Here is a 20,551-nt window from a genome sequence, read left to right as displayed (position 1 = left end):
TCGCCAAATTCAATTCAACTCATGAATCTTAAATTGGAGACAAAATACCTTGGTTTAGAAAACTCGCGAAACCGGCTTCTGGACGAACTTGAAGGCCTGGATGACGAGCAGCTAAACACTTCGGTCGAAGAAGGCAAGTGGTCTATAGTACAACATCTCGCCCACGTGCTTCTTGTCGACAAGTCAGCCATGGACTATGTTTTGTACAAACTTGAGCACGCGCATGATCTGCCTGCTGCGTCACTGTCAAACGCCATAAAATCGCTGGCACTAAAGCTGGCGCTGCGCTCAGGTAAAAAGTATGCGGCACCGCCCGCTGTCGCAGCTATACCCTCACACGTCTCCCTCACTGCGCTTCGCCACGAGTGGGACGACAACCGCTTTCAGCTCGAAGACGTGCTGACCGACTTCCCGGATGAGTTACTGGACAGGTGTATATTCAAGCATCCGCATGTTGGGCCGCTCACCATCTCCCAAACCCTCACCTTCCTTCAGGATCATTTTGACCATCATTTGCGCGCCATCCGGCATATACAGCACGAGCTTCTGAAATAAACGCGGGCCGCTCCCAAAAGATAGCGCCCCAGGCAAATCAGGTATAGCTAAAAATCGTAATTTAGGCCACACCTTGCCCTATATACACATGACGCTTCCCTTCGTTCACTGTCGCCTTCTGCTTTTTGCCACAGCACTCTTTATCGCCTCCTGCCAAAGCGACGCGCCTAATAACCAACCCTCAACACCGGTGCCGGATGAGGTAGCTGAAGTTGCACCTCCCCAGGCTCCTCAGCCAGAAACACCGCTACCTCAAGCTGCTCCCGTGGTAAACCTGGCGGCAAGTGCGACAACCATTCTCCTGCAACCGCAGGTGCCCATCCTGTGCTATCACCAGATCCGGGATTGGCGCACCTCGGATTCCAAACAGGCCAAGGATTATATCGTGCCGACCGAACGTTTTGAAGAGCAACTCAAAATGCTGGCTGACAGTGGGTATCACGCCATCCTACCCGACCAGTTACTGGCTTACCTCACCACGGGTGCCCCGCTCCCGGCAAAACCCGTGATGCTGACTTTTGATGACACGAACCTGGACCAATACACTGTGGCGGCCCCCCTTCTGGACAAGTATGGCTTTAAGGGTGTTTTTTTCGTGATGACGGTCTCCATGGGAAGGCCACGCTACATGAGCAGAGCCCAGGTGAAAGAACTCGCAGACAACGGGCACGTGATCGGGTGCCATACTTGGGACCATCAGAACGTGAAGAAGCTGAAACCTGAAGATTGGTATACCCAGGTAGAGAAGCCAAAGCAGGTGCTGGAAGAAATAACCGGGAAGCCCGTCAACTACTTTGCCTATCCCTTCGGACTCTGGAACAAAGAAGTTATACCTGAACTGCAGCAACGGGGCTTCACGGCAGCCTTCCAGCTCGCCACCAGTCAGGATGCGGACGCGCCCCTTTTCACGATCCGGCGCATCATCGCCAGTGGATACTGGAAGGCCTCGACACTGCACGGTAAAATGACGGGAAGCTTTCAGCGCAAAGACGCCCCCATGGCCCTTTAGTGGCAAAGTTAGCCTTTTGGGGAGGTCTGCGTTTATTGAACAGTAACGTACATCGACAAACATGGAAGCAGCAAATTTAAAGCACTTTGGGGTAGACTACGGCGCAAAACTTGCCGGCACCACAGCAGTGGCCATGCTGCATCAGGCGCAGCTGCAGGTATGGCAATGCCAGAAGGGGCAGGACGCAGACAGCTGGCTGCTGCAACTGACCGCAGACCTGCAGCCCAAAATCATGTATATGGATGCGCCGCTTACGTTGCCAGGCGTATACAGCCAGACGCCATACGCTGTTTCATCCGATTTCTTCTATCGCCAGGCCGACCGTGAACTGGGCGCTATGTCTCCGATGTTTATTGGCGGGTTAACGGCGCGTGCCATTAAACTGCGGGTACAGCTGGCTGAAAAAGGCGTTGGCCTACTGGAGACATACCCCGCTGCCCTGGCAAAATTGCTCCTGCAGCTTCCGGAGGGGTATAAAAAAAGCCTTGCAACGCTCCCCACCTGTGTGGAAAGCTTGCAAGGCTTGCTGCCTTTTCCGCTAAAAGAAAGGCCTCAAAATTGGCACCAGTTCGATGCCATCCTGGCCTGGCTGAGCGGCTACCGGCACGTTATGGGCCAATCGGTTCTTTATGGCGATGCAAAAGAGGGCCGGATAATCGTTTAGTTTCCGCTTATGTCGGCGGCCGTTTCCAGGGTTCTGAACTCCATCTGCAGCGCCTTTATTTTTACCTCCGAGTCGGTGTCGATGTCCGAGGTAAGCTCACTTTTGCGGTCATTCAAACTCTGGAGCACCATTTTGGCCATGTCCCACTCCTTGTTGGTCCACTCAGACTTCTGTGCACGCACATTTTGCATGAAGGCAAGGTAGGCCTCGCGCACGTTCGACTCGTTTATGGTGCTCTTGTCGGCGTATGAGCCCAGCAGATTGCGATCCCATTCAGCCATCTGCGCCTCGCTGCGGCTACTCATATACGACTCGTCTGCCTTATTAAACTCCTGCTTCAGTTGGCTATACTCTTTCTTGAGTTCATCCGAGAATTTTTCCTGTTTCAGGTCCAGTTCAGTTGTCCGTGTCTTGAAATCCTGCTTTGCCCGCTTCCAGTCTTCTTCTGTGCGGGTGGCAAGCTGCGAGGTTTCGCGGGTTACCCAACTTCTGAAGTCGCTGAGCTCGTCTTCCACCTCTGTTTCGCGGGTGGTGGTGCAACTGCCCAAACTACCAAGCAGGAGCAATAGCGCACATAATCCGGATAAGCTTAATCTGTTTTTCATAGGGATACTTGTTTAGCATTTCACATTGCATCATACGCATCCCCTCCCCGATTAGATGTTTGAAGCATCAACTGCCGATTCTCAGGGCTTGATGCGTGAATAGGTAACATTAACCAGATTTTATTATATTTTTTAACCCTTATTGAATAAGTGCCGTAAATACACTAAAACAAAGCAGCAACATTTTCACCCAAGCTATACCGATAGGTAAAAATGCAATAGCTTACACGACGAGTATGCAATCCAAGCGCACAAGTGTCGAGTAAGCTATTTTTTTACGCCTGTGCCATATATTCCGATTGCTATCCGCGTGTAGTGGCAGGCCTGCTAAATACAATTCTAAGTTGAAGTGTTTCAACGTATACCTCCTATTTGCGAATACTTCTGTGTAACGCATTGATTTTGCCTCTCCACGAGAAACTAATATATTTCCCTCTCACACAGCAACAGCGTATATTTTCTTCGTTATGGGTATGACTGCTCCTATCGTGAAATTGGGCAATGTTTTTATACATTCAGAAATATACAAAGCGGGCAAAAAAGTTGTTGATTCATATATGGATCAACACATTAGAAAGCAGCCAAACTATAGCATCCTATATGGAAAAAGAACAAGATTTTATGCGGGAGGCTATTCGCCTTTCTGTGGAGAAAATGAAGCAGGGGTATGGCGGGCCGTTTGGGGCTGTGATCGTGCGGAAGGGCGAGGTTGTTGCCCGCGGCTTCAATAATGTGCTCTCTTCCAACGATCCGACTGCCCATGCAGAGGTAGACGCGATCCGGAAAGCATCGCAGGCGCTGGGCACGTTCGACCTCTCCGACTGCGAATTATATACCAGCTGTGAGCCTTGCCCCATGTGCCTCGGCGCCATTTACTGGGCCAGGTGCAGCAAGGTATACTATGGCAACACCCGCCAGGACGCTGCCAAAATTGGCTTTGACGACGCCCTGATCTATGAGGAAATGGAAAAGCCCATCGATGCCCGCCGGATACCCATGCACCAATTGCTTCCCGATGAGGCAAAAGAAGGATTTGTGGCGTGGGAGCAACAGGAGGATAAAAAAAATTATTAGGCCGCTGTCAAACTGCTTGTTTAAAATTGGTATGCTAAGAAGCTAGTTCTCAGAGAGAAATACAGCACTAGCGCAGCAACCCGGCCGCCAATGGCATACCCCTATACCGTCAGCGGCTGCACTTTTGCCAAGTGCAGCCGCTGACGGTATAGGGGTATCAAAAGAAAGCTTAACGCTGCTTCATCATGTTGGCCAGGTTGCCCAGCCCGCCACGCTTGCCCGACATCTTGTTCATCGAGCGCATCATCTTGCGCATGTCGTTAAACTGCTTCATCAGGTTGTTTACTTGTGTCAGGTCCGTGCCGCTGCCCTTGGCGATACGGGCGCGGCGGCTACCGCTGATCATGTCGGGGTTTTCGCGCTCCACGGGCGTCATCGATTTGATGATCGCCTCGATCGGTTTGAAGGCATTTTCATCGATCTCGACATCCTTCAGGGCCTTGCCCACTCCCGGAATCATACCCACCAGGTCCTTGATGTCACCCATTTTCTTGATCTGCTCCAGCTGGGTCAGGAAGTCGTCGAAGTTGAACTGGTTCTTGCGGATCTTCTTGTTGATGCGCTTCGCCTCATCCTCATCAAAGGCCTGCTGCGCACGCTCCACCAATGAGATCACGTCGCCCATACCCAGGATTCGCTGGGCCATACGGTCTGGGTAGAATAGGTCGAGGGCCTCCATTTTCTCTCCTGTGGAGATGAACTTGATCGGCTTCTCCACAATAGCGCGGATGGATAGGGCCGCACCGCCGCGCGAGTCACCGTCGAGCTTGGTCAGCACCACGCCGTCAAAGTTGATGCGCTCGTTAAAGGTTTTGGCCGTGTTCACCGCATCCTGACCCGTCATGGAGTCTACCACAAACAGCGTCTCAGACGGCTTTACGGCCTGCTTGATGTCGGCTATCTCCTTCATCATCGCCTCGTCTACGGCCAAACGACCGGCGGTATCGATGATGACAACTTTCTTATTGGTCTTTTTGGCGTGCTCGATGGCGTTGAGGGCAATTTGCACCGGGTTTTTATTCTCCAGTTCGGTATACGCCTCCACGCCTACCTGACCGGCCAAAACCTGCAGCTGGTTAATCGCGGCCGGACGGTACACGTCGCAGGCGGCTACCAGCACACTGCGGCCCTGGCGCTTGATGTGGTGGGCCAGCTTACCCGTGAAGGTAGTCTTACCAGAACCCTGCAAACCCGCAATCAGGATAACCGCCGGCTCGCCCTTCAGGCTGATGTCCTGCTTCTGTCCGCCCATCAGCTCGGTCAGCTCCTCGTGCACGATCTTCACCATCAGCTGCCCCGGCGAAACGGAGATGAGCACATCGCGGCCCATGGCCTCTTCCTTTATCTTGTCGGTGACAGTTTTGGCAACTTTATAGTTTACGTCCGCATCCACCAGGGCGCGGCGCACCTCCTTGATGGTCTGGGCCACGTTTATCTCTGTAATGCTTCCCTGGCCTTTGAGTGTTTTAAAGGCGCGGTCTAATTTGGTACTTAAATTATCAAACATCTTTCTCTGGGTTTATCTACAAAAATAAGCATTATCCTGGTTATTTACGAATAACGGAAGGGAGAATTGCGGCATCCCCCTGTCTCCTCTTTTTTACGGCGATTTGTGGAGAAAGCCCAAGACAGGGCGGCATGAACAGCAATTGCGGCAGTGCGTAATAATATCGTTATATTTGAGTCTACAGGAAAACAAAAGCGATTGAAAGCAACAGACACGATTGACCTGCTCTACATCTCCTATTACTGGCCCCCCTCCGGAGGACCGGGCGTGCAGCGCGGGCTGAAATTCTGCAAACACCTCCCTGCGTTTGGGGTACGCCCCACCGTGCTGACAGTGGACGAGGCGCAGGCCTCATACCCCCTCCTCGACCGGACATTCGAAAAAGAGGTTCCGGATGGCCTGCAAGTGCACCGGACAGCAACCACGGAGCCTTTTGAGTACTATAAGAAGCTTACGGGCAAGAAAGAGATCCCGTTCAGCGGGTTTGCCAACCAGAAAGAAAAGGACACGCTGGTAGACAAGGTGTTTAAGTTTGTGCGCGGCAACCTGTTTATACCCGACGCACGCGTGGGCTGGAACAAACATGCCCTGAAAAAGGCCGAAGAGCTGTTGGCGAACGGAAACTACAAAGCCATGATTACGACAAGCCCGCCGCACTCTACCCAGCTCATCGGCCTGAAGCTAAAGAAGAAGCACCAGCTGCCCTGGATCGCCGATTTGCGCGACCCCTGGACCAACATCCACTACTACGACCAGCTGCACCATACCGCCCTGGCCCGCCGGCTCGATGAGAAATACGAGCGGGAAGTGCTGGAGCAGGCCGATGCTATCGTGGTGACCAGCGAGGACACCAAGCGCCTTTTTCTCAACAAGCCCGTGAGCATCGACCCGAGGAAGATCCACGTTATCCCGAACGGGTATGACGAGCAGGATTTCACCCTCCCCTCTCAGCCGCCCAAACAGGAGCTGTGCATCACCTATACCGGCACGATCACGGAGGCTTATAACATTGACGTGTTTCTGAAGGCACTGGCTCATACCATGTCGGTGCACGACGCGGTTGACTACCGGCTGCGGTTTGTGGGTCAGGTGTCGGAGGGCCTTAAAAAGCGCATCGAGCAAGCGGGACTGGGAGGCATTACCGAGTTTATACCCTATGTGCCGCACGAGGCGGCAATTGCCTATCTGATGCAAAGCACCGTGCTGCTGCTGGCCATCGCCGATGTGGACGCCGTGTACGCCAACGTTCCGGGCAAGCTGTTCGAGTACCTGGCGTCCAACAAACCCATCATCTGCCTCGGCCCCGTGCACTCCGACACCGACCGCATCATAGACGAGTGTGGCGCCGGGAGGCTTTTTCATTACACCGCCTACGACCTGATGGTAGACCACCTCGACCAACTGAGCAAAGCCTGGAAAATCAACCCGAACCAGGACCTGCCCTACATAAACCACGCGCGCTACTCCAGAAAGTCCCTTGCATCGGACTTGGCCAAGTTGGTGAAGCAGCTAACCGGGCAAAAATAAGCGCTTCCTGTATAACTGGCCAGGATTGAAACTTGTGGAGGAAACAAGTATCTTGCGCAGGATTGGGTAATACGATGCTACCCGTCCTCTAAACTCGATATATACCGAATGGCATTAGACCTAAATCATAAATCAATACTGGTAACAGGCGGAACGGGCTCCTTTGGGAAGAAGTTTGTGGAGATGGTGTACGCGCGCTTCCCGGAGGTGAAGCGCCTGGTCATCTACTCCCGCGACGAGCTGAAGCAGTTTGAGATGGCGCAGGTGTTTCCGCACAGCAAATACAATTCCATCCGCTATTTTATAGGGGATGTGCGCGACGGAGACCGTTTCAAGCGTGCTTGCGAGGGCATCGACATTATTGTGCATGCCGCCGCCATGAAACAGGTGCCCGCCGCAGAGTATAACCCGATGGAGTGCATCAAGACCAATGTGCTGGGAGCTGAGAACGTTATCAACGCCGCCCTCGACATGGGGGTGAAAGACGTAGTGGCCCTGTCTACTGACAAAGCGGCTGCCCCCATTAACCTGTATGGCGCCACCAAGCTCTGCTCCGATAAGCTATTTGTGGCCGCCAACAACATGAAAGGCAAACGCGACATCCGGTTTTCTGTGGTGCGCTACGGCAACGTGATTGGCTCCAGAGGCTCTGTGGTTCCCTTTTTCCTGAAGAAGCGGCAGGAAGGCGTGCTGCCCATCACACACCCTAAGATGACGCGCTTCAACATCTCGCTGGAGGAAGGGGTCGCGCTCGTCTTCCACGCGCTGGAGCACCATTGGGGCGGCGAGATCTTCGTCCCGAAGATTCCCTCCTACGTGATCACAGACATCGCCGAGGCCATCGGCCCCAACTGCAGGCAGGAAATCGTGGGCATCCGGCCAGGAGAAAAACTGCATGAGGAGATGATCACGGAAACAGACTCGCTGAACACGGTAGAGCTGGACAAATACTACGTAATCCTACCCTCCACTCCCACCTGGGCACCCGCCGACTTCCTGAAAGCGCACAAGGGCAAGATGGTGGAGGTAGGCTTTAAGTATAACTCCGGCACGAACACCGATTGGATGAACGTGGATCAGCTGCGGGAAGAAATCAGGCAGCATGTGGACGCTGGTTTTACGGTATAGAACCGGCATGTATACTTTATGAAGATGAGATTAGAAATGGATGCAGCTGCAAGAACACGCTGTCATCACCATTCCTGATCTTTAGTCTCTAATCCTAATTCGATGATAAAGTCAGAACCCAATACGCAGAACCCCATCCCATACGGTCGCCAGCACATCACGGAGGCAGACATTGAAGCCGTGGTTGCTACGCTGCGCTCCGACTTGCTGACGCAGGGCCCGAAAGTGGCCGCCTTTGAGCAGGCCTTTGCCACGTATGTGGGGGCAACGTATGCCGTTGCGGTATCGAACGGCACGGCGGCGCTGCATCTGGCGGCATTGGCATTGGGGGTAAACGAAACTACCCGCATCATCACCACGCCCATCACGTTTGTGGCCTCGGCCAACTGCGTGCGCTACTGCGGCGGCACCGTGGCGTTTGCTGATATCGATCCTGCCACGGCTCTGCTGGATATAGATAAGGTACGGCAACTGCTCGAAAGCAAGCCCAAAGGCTATTACCAGGGCATTATACCTGTCGACTTTGCCGGGAACCCGGTGGACATGGAAGCCTTCCGGCAACTTGCCGATGCGCACGGCCTCTGGCTGCTCGAGGACGCTGCCCACGCGCCGGGCGGTTACTTCCACGACAGCAATGGTGAGCGGCAGATGTGCGGCAACGGGCAGTTTGCTGATCTGGCCATCTTCTCCTTTCACCCGGTAAAGCACATTGCCACCGGCGAGGGAGGTATGATCACGACCAACAGCGAGGCACACTATCAAAAGCTACTGCAACTGCGCACCCACGGCATCACCCGCGACCCGGAGCGTATGGAGGAAAACCACGGCGGCTGGTATATGGAGATGCAGGAACTGGGGTATAACTACCGCATCCCCGACATGCTCTGCGCCCTTGGCATCTCGCAGCTGCAGCGCGCCGACACAGGGCTGGCACGCAGAAAAGGCATCGCCAGGATTTACGATGCGGCCTTCGGGGAAGTGGCGGGCATCAAAACCATGCAAACAGCGGCCGCGTCCCTGAGCCCTGCCGGTGACACGGGCCACGCGTACCATTTATACATCATCCGGGTGCAGGACCGCAAAGGCTTGTATGACTTTCTGCGGGAGAACCAGATTTTCGCACAGGTGCATTATATACCCGCCCATACCATGCCCTACTACCGCAGCCTCGGCTCCAGCAAAGGCGATTTCCCGGAGGCGGAGTACTATTACGCTGAATGCCTCAGCCTGCCCATGTACCCCTCGCTCACGCAGGAAGAGCAGGCGTTTGTGATTGAGAAGGTAAAGGAGTTTGTTGGCAGGTGAAGCAGTTTAACGACTATACTATTAACCGTCTCATTTTAGGCACTGCTCAGTTTGGACTTGACTACGGTATTAGTAACAGGGAAGGAAAAATTTTGCAGCAGGAGGCAAATGCTATACTTGAACTTGCTGGCAGTGCTGGCATCACTACCCTAGACACAGCTGCGGCTTATGGTGATAGCGAGAAAACTATCGGGAACGCCTTACATGAAAATGGGCAAGATTTTGAAATCATAACAAAATACCTTTCCCTGGACTCCTATATGCCTGTTGCGGAAGCATTAGAGGAATCATTGAAAAGACTCCAGGTTACAACTGTGTCTACATATATGCTGCACAACTACTCTATATATAAAAAAAAACCAGAGATATTGCTTGAGTTTGAGCAGCTGAAGAAAGAAGGTAAAATAGGGAAAATAGGCATTTCTCTCTACCACCCTTCAGAAGCAATAGAAATTATAGACAACAAGGCTAAGGTAGATATTATACAATTCCCTTACAGCGTCTTCGATCGGCGATTTGAAAGCGTTTTGCCCTTACTCAGACAAAACGGGATCATGACACATGTCCGTTCTGTTTATCTACAGGGGCTCTATTTTATGCCACCAGAAAAATTGCCGGGCGCTTTTTCATCTATAGCACCAAAAATTAAAAAACTGCATCAGCTTTCAAGACAATATCAGTTGCCCTTAGGGGCTTTGTTACTGTGGTTTGTGCTTTCTAACCCCAATGTTTCGCAAGCTGTTATAGGTGTCGAAAGTCTTAAAACTTTACAGGAAAATATAGATTTCTCAAAAAAGGAATTATCACATCAGGCTTACCGGGAACTTCAAAACTTTCGTGTAGACGATGAAAAAATCATCCTACCCTATAATTGGCCAGCCAAATGAACACAGGACTTGAGCAACTTTTCTCTTTGAATGGTAAAACGGTTTTGGTAACAGGAGGCTATGGTTATCTCGGCACAGCTATATCATCCGGCTTGGCAGAAGCAGGAGCCACTGTGTATGTACTTGGGCGAAATAAAGATAAATTTATTGAGGCATTTGACCTTTTACAATTGGATAACATCAAATTCCAGCTTTGTGATGTGTCGCAAGCACAAAGTGTTGCAAACGCTTTTCGAAGTATTCAGGATTTGGAAGGGCACATTGATGTGCTTGTAAATAATGCGTACTATTCAAAAGGACAAAACCCAGAGAAACTTAGTGACGAAGAGTTTGCATATGGCATAGACGGGAACCTAAATAGCGTATACCGATGCATTAAAGAAGCTATTCCCTATATGAAAGAACAAGGAGGACGCATCATAAATGTTTCATCTATGTATGGACTAGTATCTCCTGATTTTAATATTTACGATGAAAGTCCCTCTTTTCTGAATCCTCCGCATTATGGGGCAGCTAAAGCTGGGACCTTACAGCTAACGCGTTATTTTGCATGCTATTTAGGCAAATACAATATCAATGTGAATACGGTCTCCCCCGGCACTTTTCCGAGCAACAAGGTGCAGCAGGATATCTCTTTTGTAGAAAAATTAAAAAAGAAGAACCCATTAGGTAGAATTGGAAATCCAGATGAACTGAAGGGAGCATTTATTTATTTAGCTTCTGATGCTTCCTCCTATATGACGGGCCAAAATTTGGTAATTGACGGAGGGTGGACAGCATGGTAAGAGCAGGAGCAATAATTCAGGCTAGACTTGGTTCAGAAAGACTTCCTAACAAGGTATTGTTACCGCTTCCCTTTAATGGCGGTCCTACTATGCTGGAGCACATAGTTGCTAGAGCCGCAGCCGCTACAGGCCTTTCTAAAGTAGTTGTAGCTACTACAGATCACCCTGTAGATGATGCAGTTCAACACCTATGTATTACGAACCAAATTACATGTTTTAGGGGTTCCTCTGAGAATGTGCTTGCACGATTTATTGATACCGCTAAAGCGCATGAATTAGATGTAATTATAAGGCTAACCGGTGATAATCCTTTTGTGTCTCCTGAGATCATTGCGCATACTCTCCAGCAACATGTAGCTTCGGCAGTAGACTATACTACAACAGAAGGCCTCCCTTTAGGAATGAATGTGGAAGTAGTTCAGCTTAATGCCTTGATTAAAGCAGCACAAGGTGCAAAAGAACCCCTTGATAAGGAACATGTAACTTCATTTATTCGCAGGGCAAACGATTTCGAGAAGCAAACCGTGAAATTTGAATCAAGCTGCAAATCCTTAAGGCTCACAGTCGATTATCCTTCAGACTATGCCTTGGCGTCACTGATATATGCAAAATTATATAAATCAGATTGCTTAGAAAACTTCATGCTTACTGATATTGAGAAACTCCTGCAAGAGAATCAGTGGTTATATGAGGTCAATTCGCACCATACACAGCGTATAGCATTCGCATCAGAAAGCCAAGAATTTAAAGAGGCTGAAAAAATATTACAACTTGGTGGCTTTTCAAGGGTGCTTAAGCATGTAAAAGATAAAGGCTATGACTAAAAAGCGTCGCATCATTTTTAGGGCAGACGGTAACAGCCAGATCGGGCTGGGACATGTGGTACGCTCGCTTGCGCTTGCTGCTATGCTGCGCGATGAATTTGAGTGTGTTTTTGCCATTCAATCGCCTTCCAAAGAGATACAAAAGCAAATAATGGCGGTATGCGGCGGGATGATCGTGCTGCCTGTTGCTACCCTGGAAGAACTTAGGTTTATACATGAGTTGGATGCCTATATCTCAGCCGAGGAAATCGTGGTACTGGATGGCTACGCCTTCGGGACAGTTTATCAGGAGGGTATAAAATCCAAAAATGCTCAGCTAGTATGTATTGATGACATACACGCGTACCCATTTGTTGCCGACGCGGTGATCAATCAGTCAGGAGGAGTTCAGGCGGCCATGTATGAGTCGGTTCCTTACACAAAGCTCTGCCTGGGCCCCTCCTTTGCGCTCCTTCGCCCCCCTTTCCTTGCTATTGCTGGCATACCTAGAGATTTTCCAGCTGCAATAGTGAGGGTGCTTATAAACCTGGGTGGTGCTGACCCGCAGAATCTAACCCTGCAGATTGCCAAAGAGCTCCGTGAGGCACAGCCATCTCTGCAAATCGAGGTTGTGACCGGCAGCGCCTACAGACATCAAACTGAACTCCAAAGTTGGCTCCAACACCAGCAGCGTATAATCTTGCACCAAAACCTGACGGCGCAGCACATGTGCGACCTGATGCAAAGCTGTGCCGTAGCCATCACGTCGGCAAGCGGGGTGGCGTATGAGTATGCTGCAGTGGGCGGTTTGCTGTACGTTGAACAGACTGCTGATAACCAGGCAGATTTATACCGTTTCCTGATAGAGACCGGGATCGCCCAGCCATACTGCCAGCTACCCGGACGTTTAGAGGATGCTGCACTAGCCACACGCTTTCAAGATCAGGTAGCCAGGCAGCGCGAACACTTCGATGGGCAAAGCGGCGAACGGCTCAGACAGGTATTCTCCGGTCTAAGCCTTGGGGCCAGCCTGCACCTGAGAGAGGCCAGTTCTGACGATCTTGAGTTGTTGTTTGCATGGGCGAACGACCCAGACGTGCGGAAACACTCCTTCAACAACAGCCTCATAAACTTGGAAAATCATACCCAGTGGTTTCATTCGGTGCTAAAAAACGAGAACACCCTCTTATATATAGCTGAGTCCGACGGAACACCCGCCGCCAACATACGGTTTACCCTATCCGGCGAACAGGCGCTGATCAGCTATTCGATAGCTGCCGACTTTCGGGGGAAGGGTTTGGGACATACGGTCTTGCAGAAAGGAATACAGGCACTGCGGGCAAGCAGTCCCACAGTGAAAACAGCACAGGGTATGGTGCAACCTGGCAACCCCGCGTCTATCAGAGCATTCGAGAAAGCGGGCTTCGTGAGGGTTACGCCTGACGCATTGCACCCTGAGGCCCTCACATTTGCCTTAAACATCCGTTGACACGCTATGTTTAGCTTTTGAATATGATACAGGAAATCAACATAGGCGGCCGGATGGTTGGCCCGGCTCACAAACCGTTCATCATCGCGGAGATGTCTGGCAACCACAACCAATCTTTGGAGCGGGCGCTCGCCATTGTGGACGCCGCCGCTGCCGCAGGTGCCGACGCGATCAAGCTCCAGACGTATACCGCCGACACTATGACGCTACCCGGGGCCTTAACCATCGAGGACGAGGACTCCCTGTGGAAGGGTCGGGAGCTATACGACTTATACAAGCAGGCTTATACCCCCTGGGAGTGGCACCAGGCTATTTTTGAGCGTGCCAAAGCGAACGGCATGCTGGCGTTCTCCTCCCCTTTTGATGAATCAGCCGTGGATTTTCTGGAGAGTCTGGGAGCGCCTGCGTATAAAATTGCTTCTTTTGAAAACACTGACCACCCGCTGATCCGAAAAGTGGCGGCCACGGGCAAGCCGGTTATCCTCAGCACAGGTGCAGCAACCGTTTCAGAATTGGATCAGTCAGTACAGGTACTGCGGCAGGGTAGCTGTGAACAGTTTATACTGCTGAAATGCACCAGCACCTACCCTGCTAGCCCCAAAAACACCAATCTGGTTACTATCCCGCATATGCAGGCGTTATTTGATGTGCAAGTCGGGCTTTCTGACCATACGATGGGCATCGGGGCTGCCGTCGCTGCCGTGGCCCTCGGGGCAACGGTGATTGAAAAGCACTTTACCCTAAGCAGGGCCGATGGGGGCGTTGATGCAGCGTTCTCGTTAGAACCAGACGAACTGCAGGCCTTGGTAGTGGAAACTGAAAGAGCCTGGCAGGCCATCGGGCATGTGCAATACGGAGTGCAACGGGCAGAAGAAAAGAGCCGCCTCTTCAAACGCTCACTATACGTGGCCAAAGACATAATGCCCGGAGAAACCTTCACGAAGGAAAACCTAAGGGTTATCCGGCCCGGACTGGGGCTGGCACCAAAGCATTATGAGGAGATATTAGGTAAAACGGCCAAACAGCACCTAAGAGCAGGCACCCCACTCAGTTGGGATTTGGTATAGCGTATGAAGCGGTGGTATACCCTTTACAGTGATATCCTTTACCTGCATTTTTCCAACGGATTTTATTGCTTGCCAGAAAGCGCCAAGGATGCCGCCTCCCCTCAATCTATCCTACAGCGGATGGTCAGGGTCGTGGGCCATACCTTGCTTCGTCTGATCGGGAACCTCTTCCGGTCAGTAGAGGAGCCGGCAACACTCCGGGGGAAGGTGTGGCTGTATGTGGTGAGTCAGAACAACGTGGATAGCCTCCGGTTTGTGCAGCAGCGCCTGCCTGGCAGTGTGTTGGTGGCGGGGCAGGGCAAGAACATCGGCAAGTATGAAAAGGAGGTAGCGCGATTGTCGTTGCGACGCAAAGTGCTTTACTACTACAAGCTCCCATTCCTCCTGTTACAGTTTTTGCGTCATAAAAGAGCGAGCACCCTTCGTTTTTTCGATCTGCTGTATGATGCGATCGGATTTTATGAGGTATACCTTCAGAAGCTGCGCCGCTACCAGCCTGCTGCGGTGGTGTTCGCCAACGACCATAACGCCGATGCCAGAGCCATGCTGCTGGCCGCGAAAGCCCTTCAAATAAAAACGGTTTATATTCAACATGCCAGCGTGAGCAATTTGTTTCCCCCGCTTACCTTTGACCTTAATCTGCTAGAGGGCCAGGACTCGCTGGACAAGTATCTGCAATGCGGCCCGGTGCAGGGGCAGGTGGCCTTGGTGGGCATGCCCAAAGCGGATGCCTATGTGCCGTTTCGCAATCACAGTACCCACATCAGAACAGTCGGTATAGGCTGTAACATGATGGATGACCTGCAAGAAGTGGCGGGGTTGCTGCGCAAGCTGAGCGACGCGTTCCCCAGTCTGACATTCATCCTCCGCCCCCACCCCCGGGATACCCGGAACAGGTCTGCCCTCACAAAAATCGCCCGAAACATAACTATTTCTAATGGTAAAGAGCAGCATGTATTTGACTATCTCAAGCAGTTAGACGTGCAAATAAGCAGCACCTCTGGTATACACCTGGAGGCCGTGCTACTGAATGTGTGGAGTATCTTCTATGATTTTAACCCAACCCAACACTTGCACGACTACTACGGATTTATACAGCATGGTCTGGTGGACGTAACTGGCAGCGCGGAAGAGTTAGTCCAACTCTTAGCCACAAAGCTGGATACTAGGCCGGAGGTATATCACAGGGCACGGTTTTATAATGCAACCGTGGCCACCCCCCAAGATGGCAAAAGCGGTGAGTTAGCGCTAAAACATATTTGCAGTTTGATAAAATCTTAATATATTCATTCCTACATATAATTTATTTGCCCCTTAAAAGCGCTTTAATACCTATGAACAAAATTTTACAATGCGGTTCAATTTTTATTTTAATTGTTCTGCAAAGCCTGAACACATACGGCCAAGGCCCAGGCAACGCCCTGATTTTGGACGGTAATTATGGCTACGTTCTTAGCAGCACATCCAACAGGGGCATTACAAATCAAGTCACCGTAGAAGCTTGGGTAAAAACAACTGCAAACAAATATCAATGGGTTGCCGGGAAGTACGACCGCTATGGAGCAGAGCGTGGGTACCATCTTATTATAAAGGATGGCAAAGCAGCTTTCGCTGGAAGGGATGGTTCTGGTATATACCGCATTTCAGGTTATTCTAACATCGATGTAAATGATGGCCAATGGCATCATTTAGCTGGGACTTGTGATGGAAGCACTTGGTCAATTTATGTAGATGGAATTCTCAAAGGATCAATTCAAACCAACTATTATAATACGAGCTTGATTAACAATGCTCCTCTTGCAATCGGAAAATATTTTTTAGTGGATGACGAGTATTATGTAGGGCAGATAGATGAGGTTAGAATATGGAAGAAGGCCCTTACAATAGATGAAATCAGAGAAAGAATGTGTTCAAAGCTAGCCGCTATTTCGTCTGAGTTGGTGGCTTATTTTAATTTTGATAACAGTGGAACCACTCTAGTTCAAGATTTGAGTTCGCTGAAATTAAATGGAACTCTCCAAAATGTTGCCCCGGCTTCTTCCTGGAAAGTTTCCGGCGCACCCATAGGCGACAAAAGCGTGTACCGCTACACAAACAATTGGGACGCCTCCCTTGAAATGGTTACTGGCCGGGCCAACTTTTCTGTTCATGAAGTCGATCCGGCAATCAAGGGGTTTCACCTTTATACCATTAATTCGCCACCGGCTTCGACAAAGGGTATAACTGCGCCTGGAGATGTAAAAGAATATTACGGCCTGTTTAAGGTTGGCGAGGGAAGCAGAAAATATAAAGTGTATTTCAAGCAATACGGGTTGAAGTGTGGCAGTAAACTTTACCGCAGGCAAGATAATACCGCCGCGAACTGGACCCAGGTAGCGGACACAACATCATCCCCCATCATGCTCTACTCCGCGAACGAAAATTATGGGGAATTTGCCGCCACTGCAAACAATGAGGCGAAACTTGCCATCGTTGCACCGGCAAGTTTCTGCGCAGGCACAGCCGGTACTCTCCGTGCTGACTTCACGGGCAATGGCTCCCTTTTGTGGAGTAACGGAGAAACATCCGCTACGATTAACGTCACTCAGGGTGGCACTTACTGGGTGGAACTGACCACTACTACTGGTTGCACGGCAAGAGAAGAGATCAGCATTTCCTTCTCTCCGGAGCCGGTTTTTAACTTCCCTAAGGAGGTCTTTACCTGCGACAGCGCACCTGTGGTACTCGACGCAACCACAGCGGGTGCCAGCTACCAGTGGAGCAATGGAAAAAATACGCCTCTGATTACGGTGACAAGCCCGGGTACATACTCCATCAGGCTCACGATAAATGGTTGTGCGTATGAAAAAGAGATTGTGGTTTCAAACGGAGAATGCCTCGCCATACCGAACATTATTACTCCGAACGGAGACCAGAAAAACGATGCATTCGTCGTGCAAGGGCTGGAACAAAACTCTCTGGCGCTTAAAATCATGAACCGGTGGGGCAAGCCTATATACCAAAAAGACCACTATGACAATTCCTGGTCTGCCGTGGGTATGCCCGACGGGATGTACTACTACCAGTTTACCAGCAGCGTAACACACAGAGTTTACAAAGGCTGGGTAGAGGTTATCAGGTAACGCATTTGGACATACTACCCTATATACTCCGCCACTTATACCTCCTATACCCGAAGGCCCGCACACTGCCTCTGGCGTATGGGCCAGCACATGGGGCAAGCGTGAGCGTCAGGCAGTATGAAGGGCAATTCTTTGAGGGGAAACGCGCGCGGCCCGAGTCTCTTGTCTGGAAAGTATACCATGGCGTTCGGCTCCCCTTCTTTTTCGAGGAAAACGAACAGGAAGAGCTGGTTACCTATTTCCCGGACGGCAGCGCAAAGATCAATTACGATATCCTGGCCTCTGCCTTTTACCTGCTCAGCGGCTGGCAGGAGCATCACAGTAAAGCCCGGGACAAGTTCGGCCGATACCCTTACCCGGCTAGCGTGCAGGCAGCGCATGGCTTCATCACGGTGCCGGTCGTCAACTACTATTTCGAGATACTGCGCGAGACTTTGGAACGGGTATACCACGTCGGGCTGCAAGCGGACCCCTGGGACAACAACAGCTTCGCCACGTGCCTCACCTGCGATGTGGACCGTCTTCAAAGCGCCTGGAAGGTGGCCGGGCTGCAGCGATTGAAGCAAGGAGCCCTGTCTGATTTCTCCTCATTGCTCCTGCAGAAAATAAGGGGGCGGGATGCCTGGCAGAATTTGCGGGAGGTAACTGCCACAGCCGATCGGTTCAAGGCACGTATCACCTTTTTTTTTCTTACCAGCCTGCAGCGCTATCAGGGGCATCCGAACGCCGACTATGACGTGACGCGTCGGGCCTGTCAGGATTCCATTCTGGGCTTGATGGCGTCAGGGCACGAGGTAGGTATACACGGTAGCTTCGGCACTGCGGTGCACGGGCCGCAACTTAGGGCTGAGATGGCACAACTGCCCACAAAAGTAAGCGGAAACCGCTTCCATTACCTGTGCCACGATCCGCAGCATACCCCACAGGTACTGCAGCAAAGCGGCCTGCGCTACGATACCACCCTGGGCTTTGCCGAGCATTTCGGCTTTCGGAACTCCTTCTGCCATCCTTTCTTCCCTTTCAATTTCGAAACCGGGGAAGCCTTCGGCTATCTAGAACTGCCACTTCTCCTGATGGATACCTCCCTATACCATCCCGGCTATTTAAATGTAAAGCCCTCTGAGGCGCTGAGGCTGCTGCAAACCATGCTGGAAGAAGTGATCAAATTCAGGGGCTTGTTTACGCTGCTGTGGCACAACGAGAATTTTTCTTCTTATTCTGAGTATCCTACCCCTGCAGGCGAGCCAAATTGGAGCGAGGTACTGCACCACCTGCTGCGACAACTGCAGCAGGCCAACACGGCGTTTCTGACATGTGCCGAAGCCACCGCCAGGATTACAGAAAAGGCTACAAAACTGTAGATCCGCAGCGTATGGATCAGACTCGGGCGCAGAACTGCCCTGCGCGCGGCCACAATCTTTCCGCTATATTCTATTTATAGACTACCTTTGCACGACTGAGCTTTAGTACATGGGCAAATTACAGCGCGAAGGAATCTGGAATACCGTCATCTCGTACGCTGGCATCGCGATCGGGTACGTCAACACCATTCTGCTCTTCCCGAATTTTCTGGATGAGGCGCAGGTGGGCCTCACGCGCCTGATGCTGACGATCTCCGTGATGTTCGCGCAGTTCTCGGCGCTGGGCTTTGTGAACATGAGCGCCCGCTATTTCCCCTACTTCCGCAACAAAGAGCGGCAGCACCACGGGTTCCTGTTCCTGCTGCTGGCGGTGCCGCTGCTTGGCTTTGCCTTGGCTACCGGGCTGTTCCTGCTTTTCAAGCCCGTGGTGGTGGACTATTACCAGGCGAAGTCGCCGCTCATACTGGAGTATTATTACTTCATCATTCCGCTGGCGCTTTTCACGCTGCTCTTCAACATGTTCACGGCCTACCTGCGGTCGCTGTACAAAACCATCGTCTCCTCCTTTGTGCAGGATTTTCTCCTCCGGATTCTGACTACCTTGTTGATATCGGTGTTTGCGCTGGGCATGATCGATTTCAGGGAGTTTGTGCTGCTCTATGTCGTGTTTAATTCGGCGGGAGCCTTGGTGCTGGTTGCCTATACCATCTGGCTGAAGCAGTTCTTTGTGCGGCCGATGTGGGCGGGGCTGCGCATCATTCCCATCCGCGAGATGCTTTACTATGGCTTCTTCACCTTCCTGGGCAACATCTCCACCACCATCATCACCACCATCGACCAGGTGATGATCAGTTCTTACAGCCTGAGTGACAACGGTATCTACACGACGGCTTTTTTTATGACGAGCGCGATTCTGGTGCCCGCCCGTTCGATTCTGAAAATCGCCTACCCGCAGGTGGCCGATTTCTGGAAAGACGCGAACATGGGAGGTATGGAGTGCCTCTACAAGAACGTGACCATGGTGAACCTCATCGTGGGGCTGCTCCTGTTTATCGGCATCTGGGCCAACATCGACAACATATACTCCTTCATGCCCGATTCATACCGGGCGGGGAAATACGTGGTGCTGTTTCTGTCCGTCGCGCGCATCGTGGACCTGGCCACCAGCCTCAATGGGGTAATTTTGGCCACGTCTGAAAAATACCGCTGGGATTTGGCCTTCAACATCGTGCTGGCAGCGCTCACCATCTGGACGAACTGGTACTTTATACCGCTCTACGGCATTAACGGGGCCGCTTTCGCCTCCATGATTTCCTACAGCTTCATGAACCTTGCCCGCCTTATTTTTGTGCAGCTGATCTACAACATGCAACCCTTCACGTGGAGTGCAGCGAAGCTGATTCTGGTGGCCGGGCTCTCGCTGGGGGCTGCCTATCTCCTGCCCTTCCTTGGGAATGTGTTTCTGGATATGGCCGTGCGCTCCCTGCTGATCGTTGTGCTGTATGGGGGTATGAGCACGGGGTTTCGCATTTACCCCGCCCTGAACGACTGGCTTCGGCAGCAACTCTATTCGCTCACTGGCTGGAAGCTTTAGCCATCAGCACCAAGCGGGTGCCTTAGCTTTGGATCAAGCCAAACACGTTAACCTGCTAACCAATAGCAA

At 51.5% G+C, this 20,551-nt stretch carries 18 protein-coding genes; 16 read left to right on the top strand and 2 right to left on the bottom strand.

Translation table 11 applies throughout. From position 1 onward, the window contains the following. Positions 1 to 21 precede the first annotated feature (21 nt). The 3 genes from MKJ04_RS16170 to MKJ04_RS16160 all read left to right on the top strand — a co-directional run bounded on the left by MKJ04_RS16170 (position 22) and on the right by MKJ04_RS16160 (position 2,228). Complete coding sequence (locus MKJ04_RS16170) at positions 22 to 555, top strand: DinB family protein (RefSeq protein WP_241642693.1); 534 nt, start codon at positions 22 to 24, stop codon at positions 553 to 555. An 88-nt stretch (positions 556 to 643) separates the two neighbouring features. Continuing rightward, positions 644 to 1,564 carry a polysaccharide deacetylase family protein gene (locus tag MKJ04_RS16165; RefSeq protein ID WP_241642692.1) on the top strand — a complete coding sequence of 307 codons (921 nt, stop codon included), beginning with the start codon at positions 644 to 646 and terminating at the stop codon, positions 1,562 to 1,564. Between the two features lie 61 nt (positions 1,565 to 1,625). After that, positions 1,626 to 2,228 (top strand): hypothetical protein, encoded by a 603-nt coding sequence (locus tag MKJ04_RS16160; RefSeq protein ID WP_241642691.1) that lies wholly within the window; start codon positions 1,626 to 1,628, stop codon positions 2,226 to 2,228. Here the strand turns inward: MKJ04_RS16160 and MKJ04_RS16155 are convergent. Next, complete coding sequence (locus MKJ04_RS16155) at positions 2,225 to 2,833, bottom strand: hypothetical protein (RefSeq protein WP_241642690.1); 609 nt, start codon at positions 2,831 to 2,833, stop codon at positions 2,225 to 2,227. The two genes, MKJ04_RS16160 and MKJ04_RS16155, sit on opposite strands and share 4 nt — an antisense overlap. A gap of 600 nt (positions 2,834 to 3,433) precedes the next feature. Here MKJ04_RS16155 and MKJ04_RS16150 point away from each other — a divergent pair. Further along, a complete protein-coding gene (locus MKJ04_RS16150) occupies positions 3,434 to 3,907 on the top strand; it encodes a nucleoside deaminase (protein WP_241642689.1) in 474 nt (157 codons plus the stop codon). A 169-nt stretch (positions 3,908 to 4,076) separates the two neighbouring features. On the opposite strand, the gene ffh is transcribed toward MKJ04_RS16150, so the two are convergent. Next, positions 4,077 to 5,414, bottom strand: coding sequence for a signal recognition particle protein (gene ffh / locus MKJ04_RS16145; RefSeq protein ID WP_241642688.1), 1,338 nt, complete (start codon positions 5,412 to 5,414; stop codon positions 4,077 to 4,079). Positions 5,415 to 5,612: 198 nt separating this feature from the next. On the opposite strand from ffh, the gene MKJ04_RS16140 reads away from it, so the two are divergent. The 12 genes from MKJ04_RS16140 (at position 5,613) to MKJ04_RS16085 (ending at position 20,482) form a co-directional block, all read left to right on the top strand. Beyond that, positions 5,613 to 6,941, top strand: a complete 1,329-nt coding sequence (locus MKJ04_RS16140) for a glycosyltransferase family 4 protein (RefSeq protein ID WP_241642687.1) — start codon at positions 5,613 to 5,615, stop codon at positions 6,939 to 6,941. A 108-nt stretch (positions 6,942 to 7,049) separates the two neighbouring features. Beyond that, the gene (gene pseB / locus MKJ04_RS16135) at positions 7,050 to 8,069 is read left to right on the top strand and encodes a UDP-N-acetylglucosamine 4,6-dehydratase (inverting) (RefSeq protein ID WP_241642686.1); all 1,020 of its coding nucleotides are present in this window, start codon (positions 7,050 to 7,052) and stop codon (positions 8,067 to 8,069) included. Positions 8,070 to 8,171: 102 nt separating this feature from the next. Then, positions 8,172 to 9,374, top strand: coding sequence for a UDP-4-amino-4,6-dideoxy-N-acetyl-beta-L-altrosamine transaminase (gene pseC / locus MKJ04_RS16130; protein WP_241642685.1), 1,203 nt, complete (start codon positions 8,172 to 8,174; stop codon positions 9,372 to 9,374). Then, positions 9,371 to 10,261, top strand: a complete 891-nt coding sequence (locus MKJ04_RS16125; protein WP_241642684.1) for an aldo/keto reductase — start codon at positions 9,371 to 9,373, stop codon at positions 10,259 to 10,261. The genes pseC and MKJ04_RS16125 overlap by 4 nt, the downstream gene beginning before the upstream one ends. Beyond that, positions 10,258 to 11,046 carry an SDR family NAD(P)-dependent oxidoreductase gene (locus MKJ04_RS16120; RefSeq protein WP_241642683.1) on the top strand — a complete coding sequence of 263 codons (789 nt, stop codon included), beginning with the start codon at positions 10,258 to 10,260 and terminating at the stop codon, positions 11,044 to 11,046. Before MKJ04_RS16125 ends, MKJ04_RS16120 begins: the two co-directional genes overlap by 4 nt. Continuing rightward, positions 11,040 to 11,870 carry a cytidylyltransferase domain-containing protein gene (locus MKJ04_RS16115; RefSeq protein ID WP_241642682.1) on the top strand — a complete coding sequence of 277 codons (831 nt, stop codon included), beginning with the start codon at positions 11,040 to 11,042 and terminating at the stop codon, positions 11,868 to 11,870. Before MKJ04_RS16120 ends, MKJ04_RS16115 begins: the two co-directional genes overlap by 7 nt. Beyond that, positions 11,863 to 13,338, top strand: coding sequence for a UDP-2,4-diacetamido-2,4,6-trideoxy-beta-L-altropyranose hydrolase (pseG, locus tag MKJ04_RS16110; RefSeq protein ID WP_241642681.1), 1,476 nt, complete (start codon positions 11,863 to 11,865; stop codon positions 13,336 to 13,338). The genes MKJ04_RS16115 and pseG overlap by 8 nt, the downstream gene beginning before the upstream one ends. Before the next feature lie 23 nt (positions 13,339 to 13,361). Next, positions 13,362 to 14,405 (top strand): pseudaminic acid synthase, encoded by a 1,044-nt coding sequence (gene pseI / locus MKJ04_RS16105; protein WP_241642680.1) that lies wholly within the window; start codon positions 13,362 to 13,364, stop codon positions 14,403 to 14,405. Positions 14,406 to 14,474: 69 nt separating this feature from the next. Beyond that, positions 14,475 to 15,686, top strand: a complete 1,212-nt coding sequence (locus MKJ04_RS16100; protein ID WP_241642679.1) for a hypothetical protein — start codon at positions 14,475 to 14,477, stop codon at positions 15,684 to 15,686. A gap of 53 nt (positions 15,687 to 15,739) precedes the next feature. Further along, positions 15,740 to 17,527 (top strand): LamG-like jellyroll fold domain-containing protein, encoded by a 1,788-nt coding sequence (locus tag MKJ04_RS16095; RefSeq protein WP_241642678.1) that lies wholly within the window; start codon positions 15,740 to 15,742, stop codon positions 17,525 to 17,527. A gap of 5 nt (positions 17,528 to 17,532) precedes the next feature. Then, on the top strand, positions 17,533 to 18,888 hold the full coding sequence (locus MKJ04_RS16090) for a DUF7033 domain-containing protein (protein ID WP_241642677.1): 1,356 nt from the start codon (positions 17,533 to 17,535) through the stop codon (positions 18,886 to 18,888). A 109-nt stretch (positions 18,889 to 18,997) separates the two neighbouring features. Further along, on the top strand, positions 18,998 to 20,482 hold the full coding sequence (locus MKJ04_RS16085) for a lipopolysaccharide biosynthesis protein (RefSeq protein WP_241642676.1): 1,485 nt from the start codon (positions 18,998 to 19,000) through the stop codon (positions 20,480 to 20,482). The last annotated feature ends 69 nt before the right edge of the window (positions 20,483 to 20,551 follow it).

Origin of the sequence: Pontibacter sp. E15-1, from assembly GCF_022601975.1 — a bacterium.
GTDB lineage: Bacteria > Bacteroidota > Bacteroidia > Cytophagales > Hymenobacteraceae > Pontibacter.
This window is presented reverse-complemented; position numbering and strand designations above follow the sequence as displayed.

Excerpts from the sequence above, each read along its gene's own strand:
- MKJ04_RS16165 (WP_241642692.1), top strand. The coding sequence starts at position 644 with ATGACGCTTCCCTTCGTTCACTGTCGCCTTCTGCTTTTTGCCACAGCA.
- ffh (WP_241642688.1), bottom strand. The coding sequence starts at position 5,414 with ATGTTTGATAATTTAAGTACCAAATTAGACCGCGCCTTTAAAACACTC.
- pseB (WP_241642686.1), top strand. The coding sequence starts at position 7,050 with ATGGCATTAGACCTAAATCATAAATCAATACTGGTAACAGGCGGAACG.
- pseG (WP_241642681.1), top strand. The coding sequence starts at position 11,863 with ATGACTAAAAAGCGTCGCATCATTTTTAGGGCAGACGGTAACAGCCAG.
- MKJ04_RS16155 (WP_241642690.1), bottom strand. The coding sequence starts at position 2,833 with ATGAAAAACAGATTAAGCTTATCCGGATTATGTGCGCTATTGCTCCTG.
- MKJ04_RS16120 (WP_241642683.1), top strand. The coding sequence starts at position 10,258 with ATGAACACAGGACTTGAGCAACTTTTCTCTTTGAATGGTAAAACGGTT.
- MKJ04_RS16115 (WP_241642682.1), top strand. The coding sequence starts at position 11,040 with ATGGTAAGAGCAGGAGCAATAATTCAGGCTAGACTTGGTTCAGAAAGA.
- pseC (WP_241642685.1), top strand. The coding sequence starts at position 8,172 with ATGATAAAGTCAGAACCCAATACGCAGAACCCCATCCCATACGGTCGC.
- MKJ04_RS16170 (WP_241642693.1), top strand. The coding sequence starts at position 22 with ATGAATCTTAAATTGGAGACAAAATACCTTGGTTTAGAAAACTCGCGA.
- MKJ04_RS16085 (WP_241642676.1), top strand. The coding sequence starts at position 18,998 with ATGGGCAAATTACAGCGCGAAGGAATCTGGAATACCGTCATCTCGTAC.
- MKJ04_RS16150 (WP_241642689.1), top strand. The coding sequence starts at position 3,434 with ATGGAAAAAGAACAAGATTTTATGCGGGAGGCTATTCGCCTTTCTGTG.
- MKJ04_RS16160 (WP_241642691.1), top strand. The coding sequence starts at position 1,626 with ATGGAAGCAGCAAATTTAAAGCACTTTGGGGTAGACTACGGCGCAAAA.
- pseI (WP_241642680.1), top strand. The coding sequence starts at position 13,362 with ATGATACAGGAAATCAACATAGGCGGCCGGATGGTTGGCCCGGCTCAC.
- MKJ04_RS16095 (WP_241642678.1), top strand. The coding sequence starts at position 15,740 with ATGAACAAAATTTTACAATGCGGTTCAATTTTTATTTTAATTGTTCTG.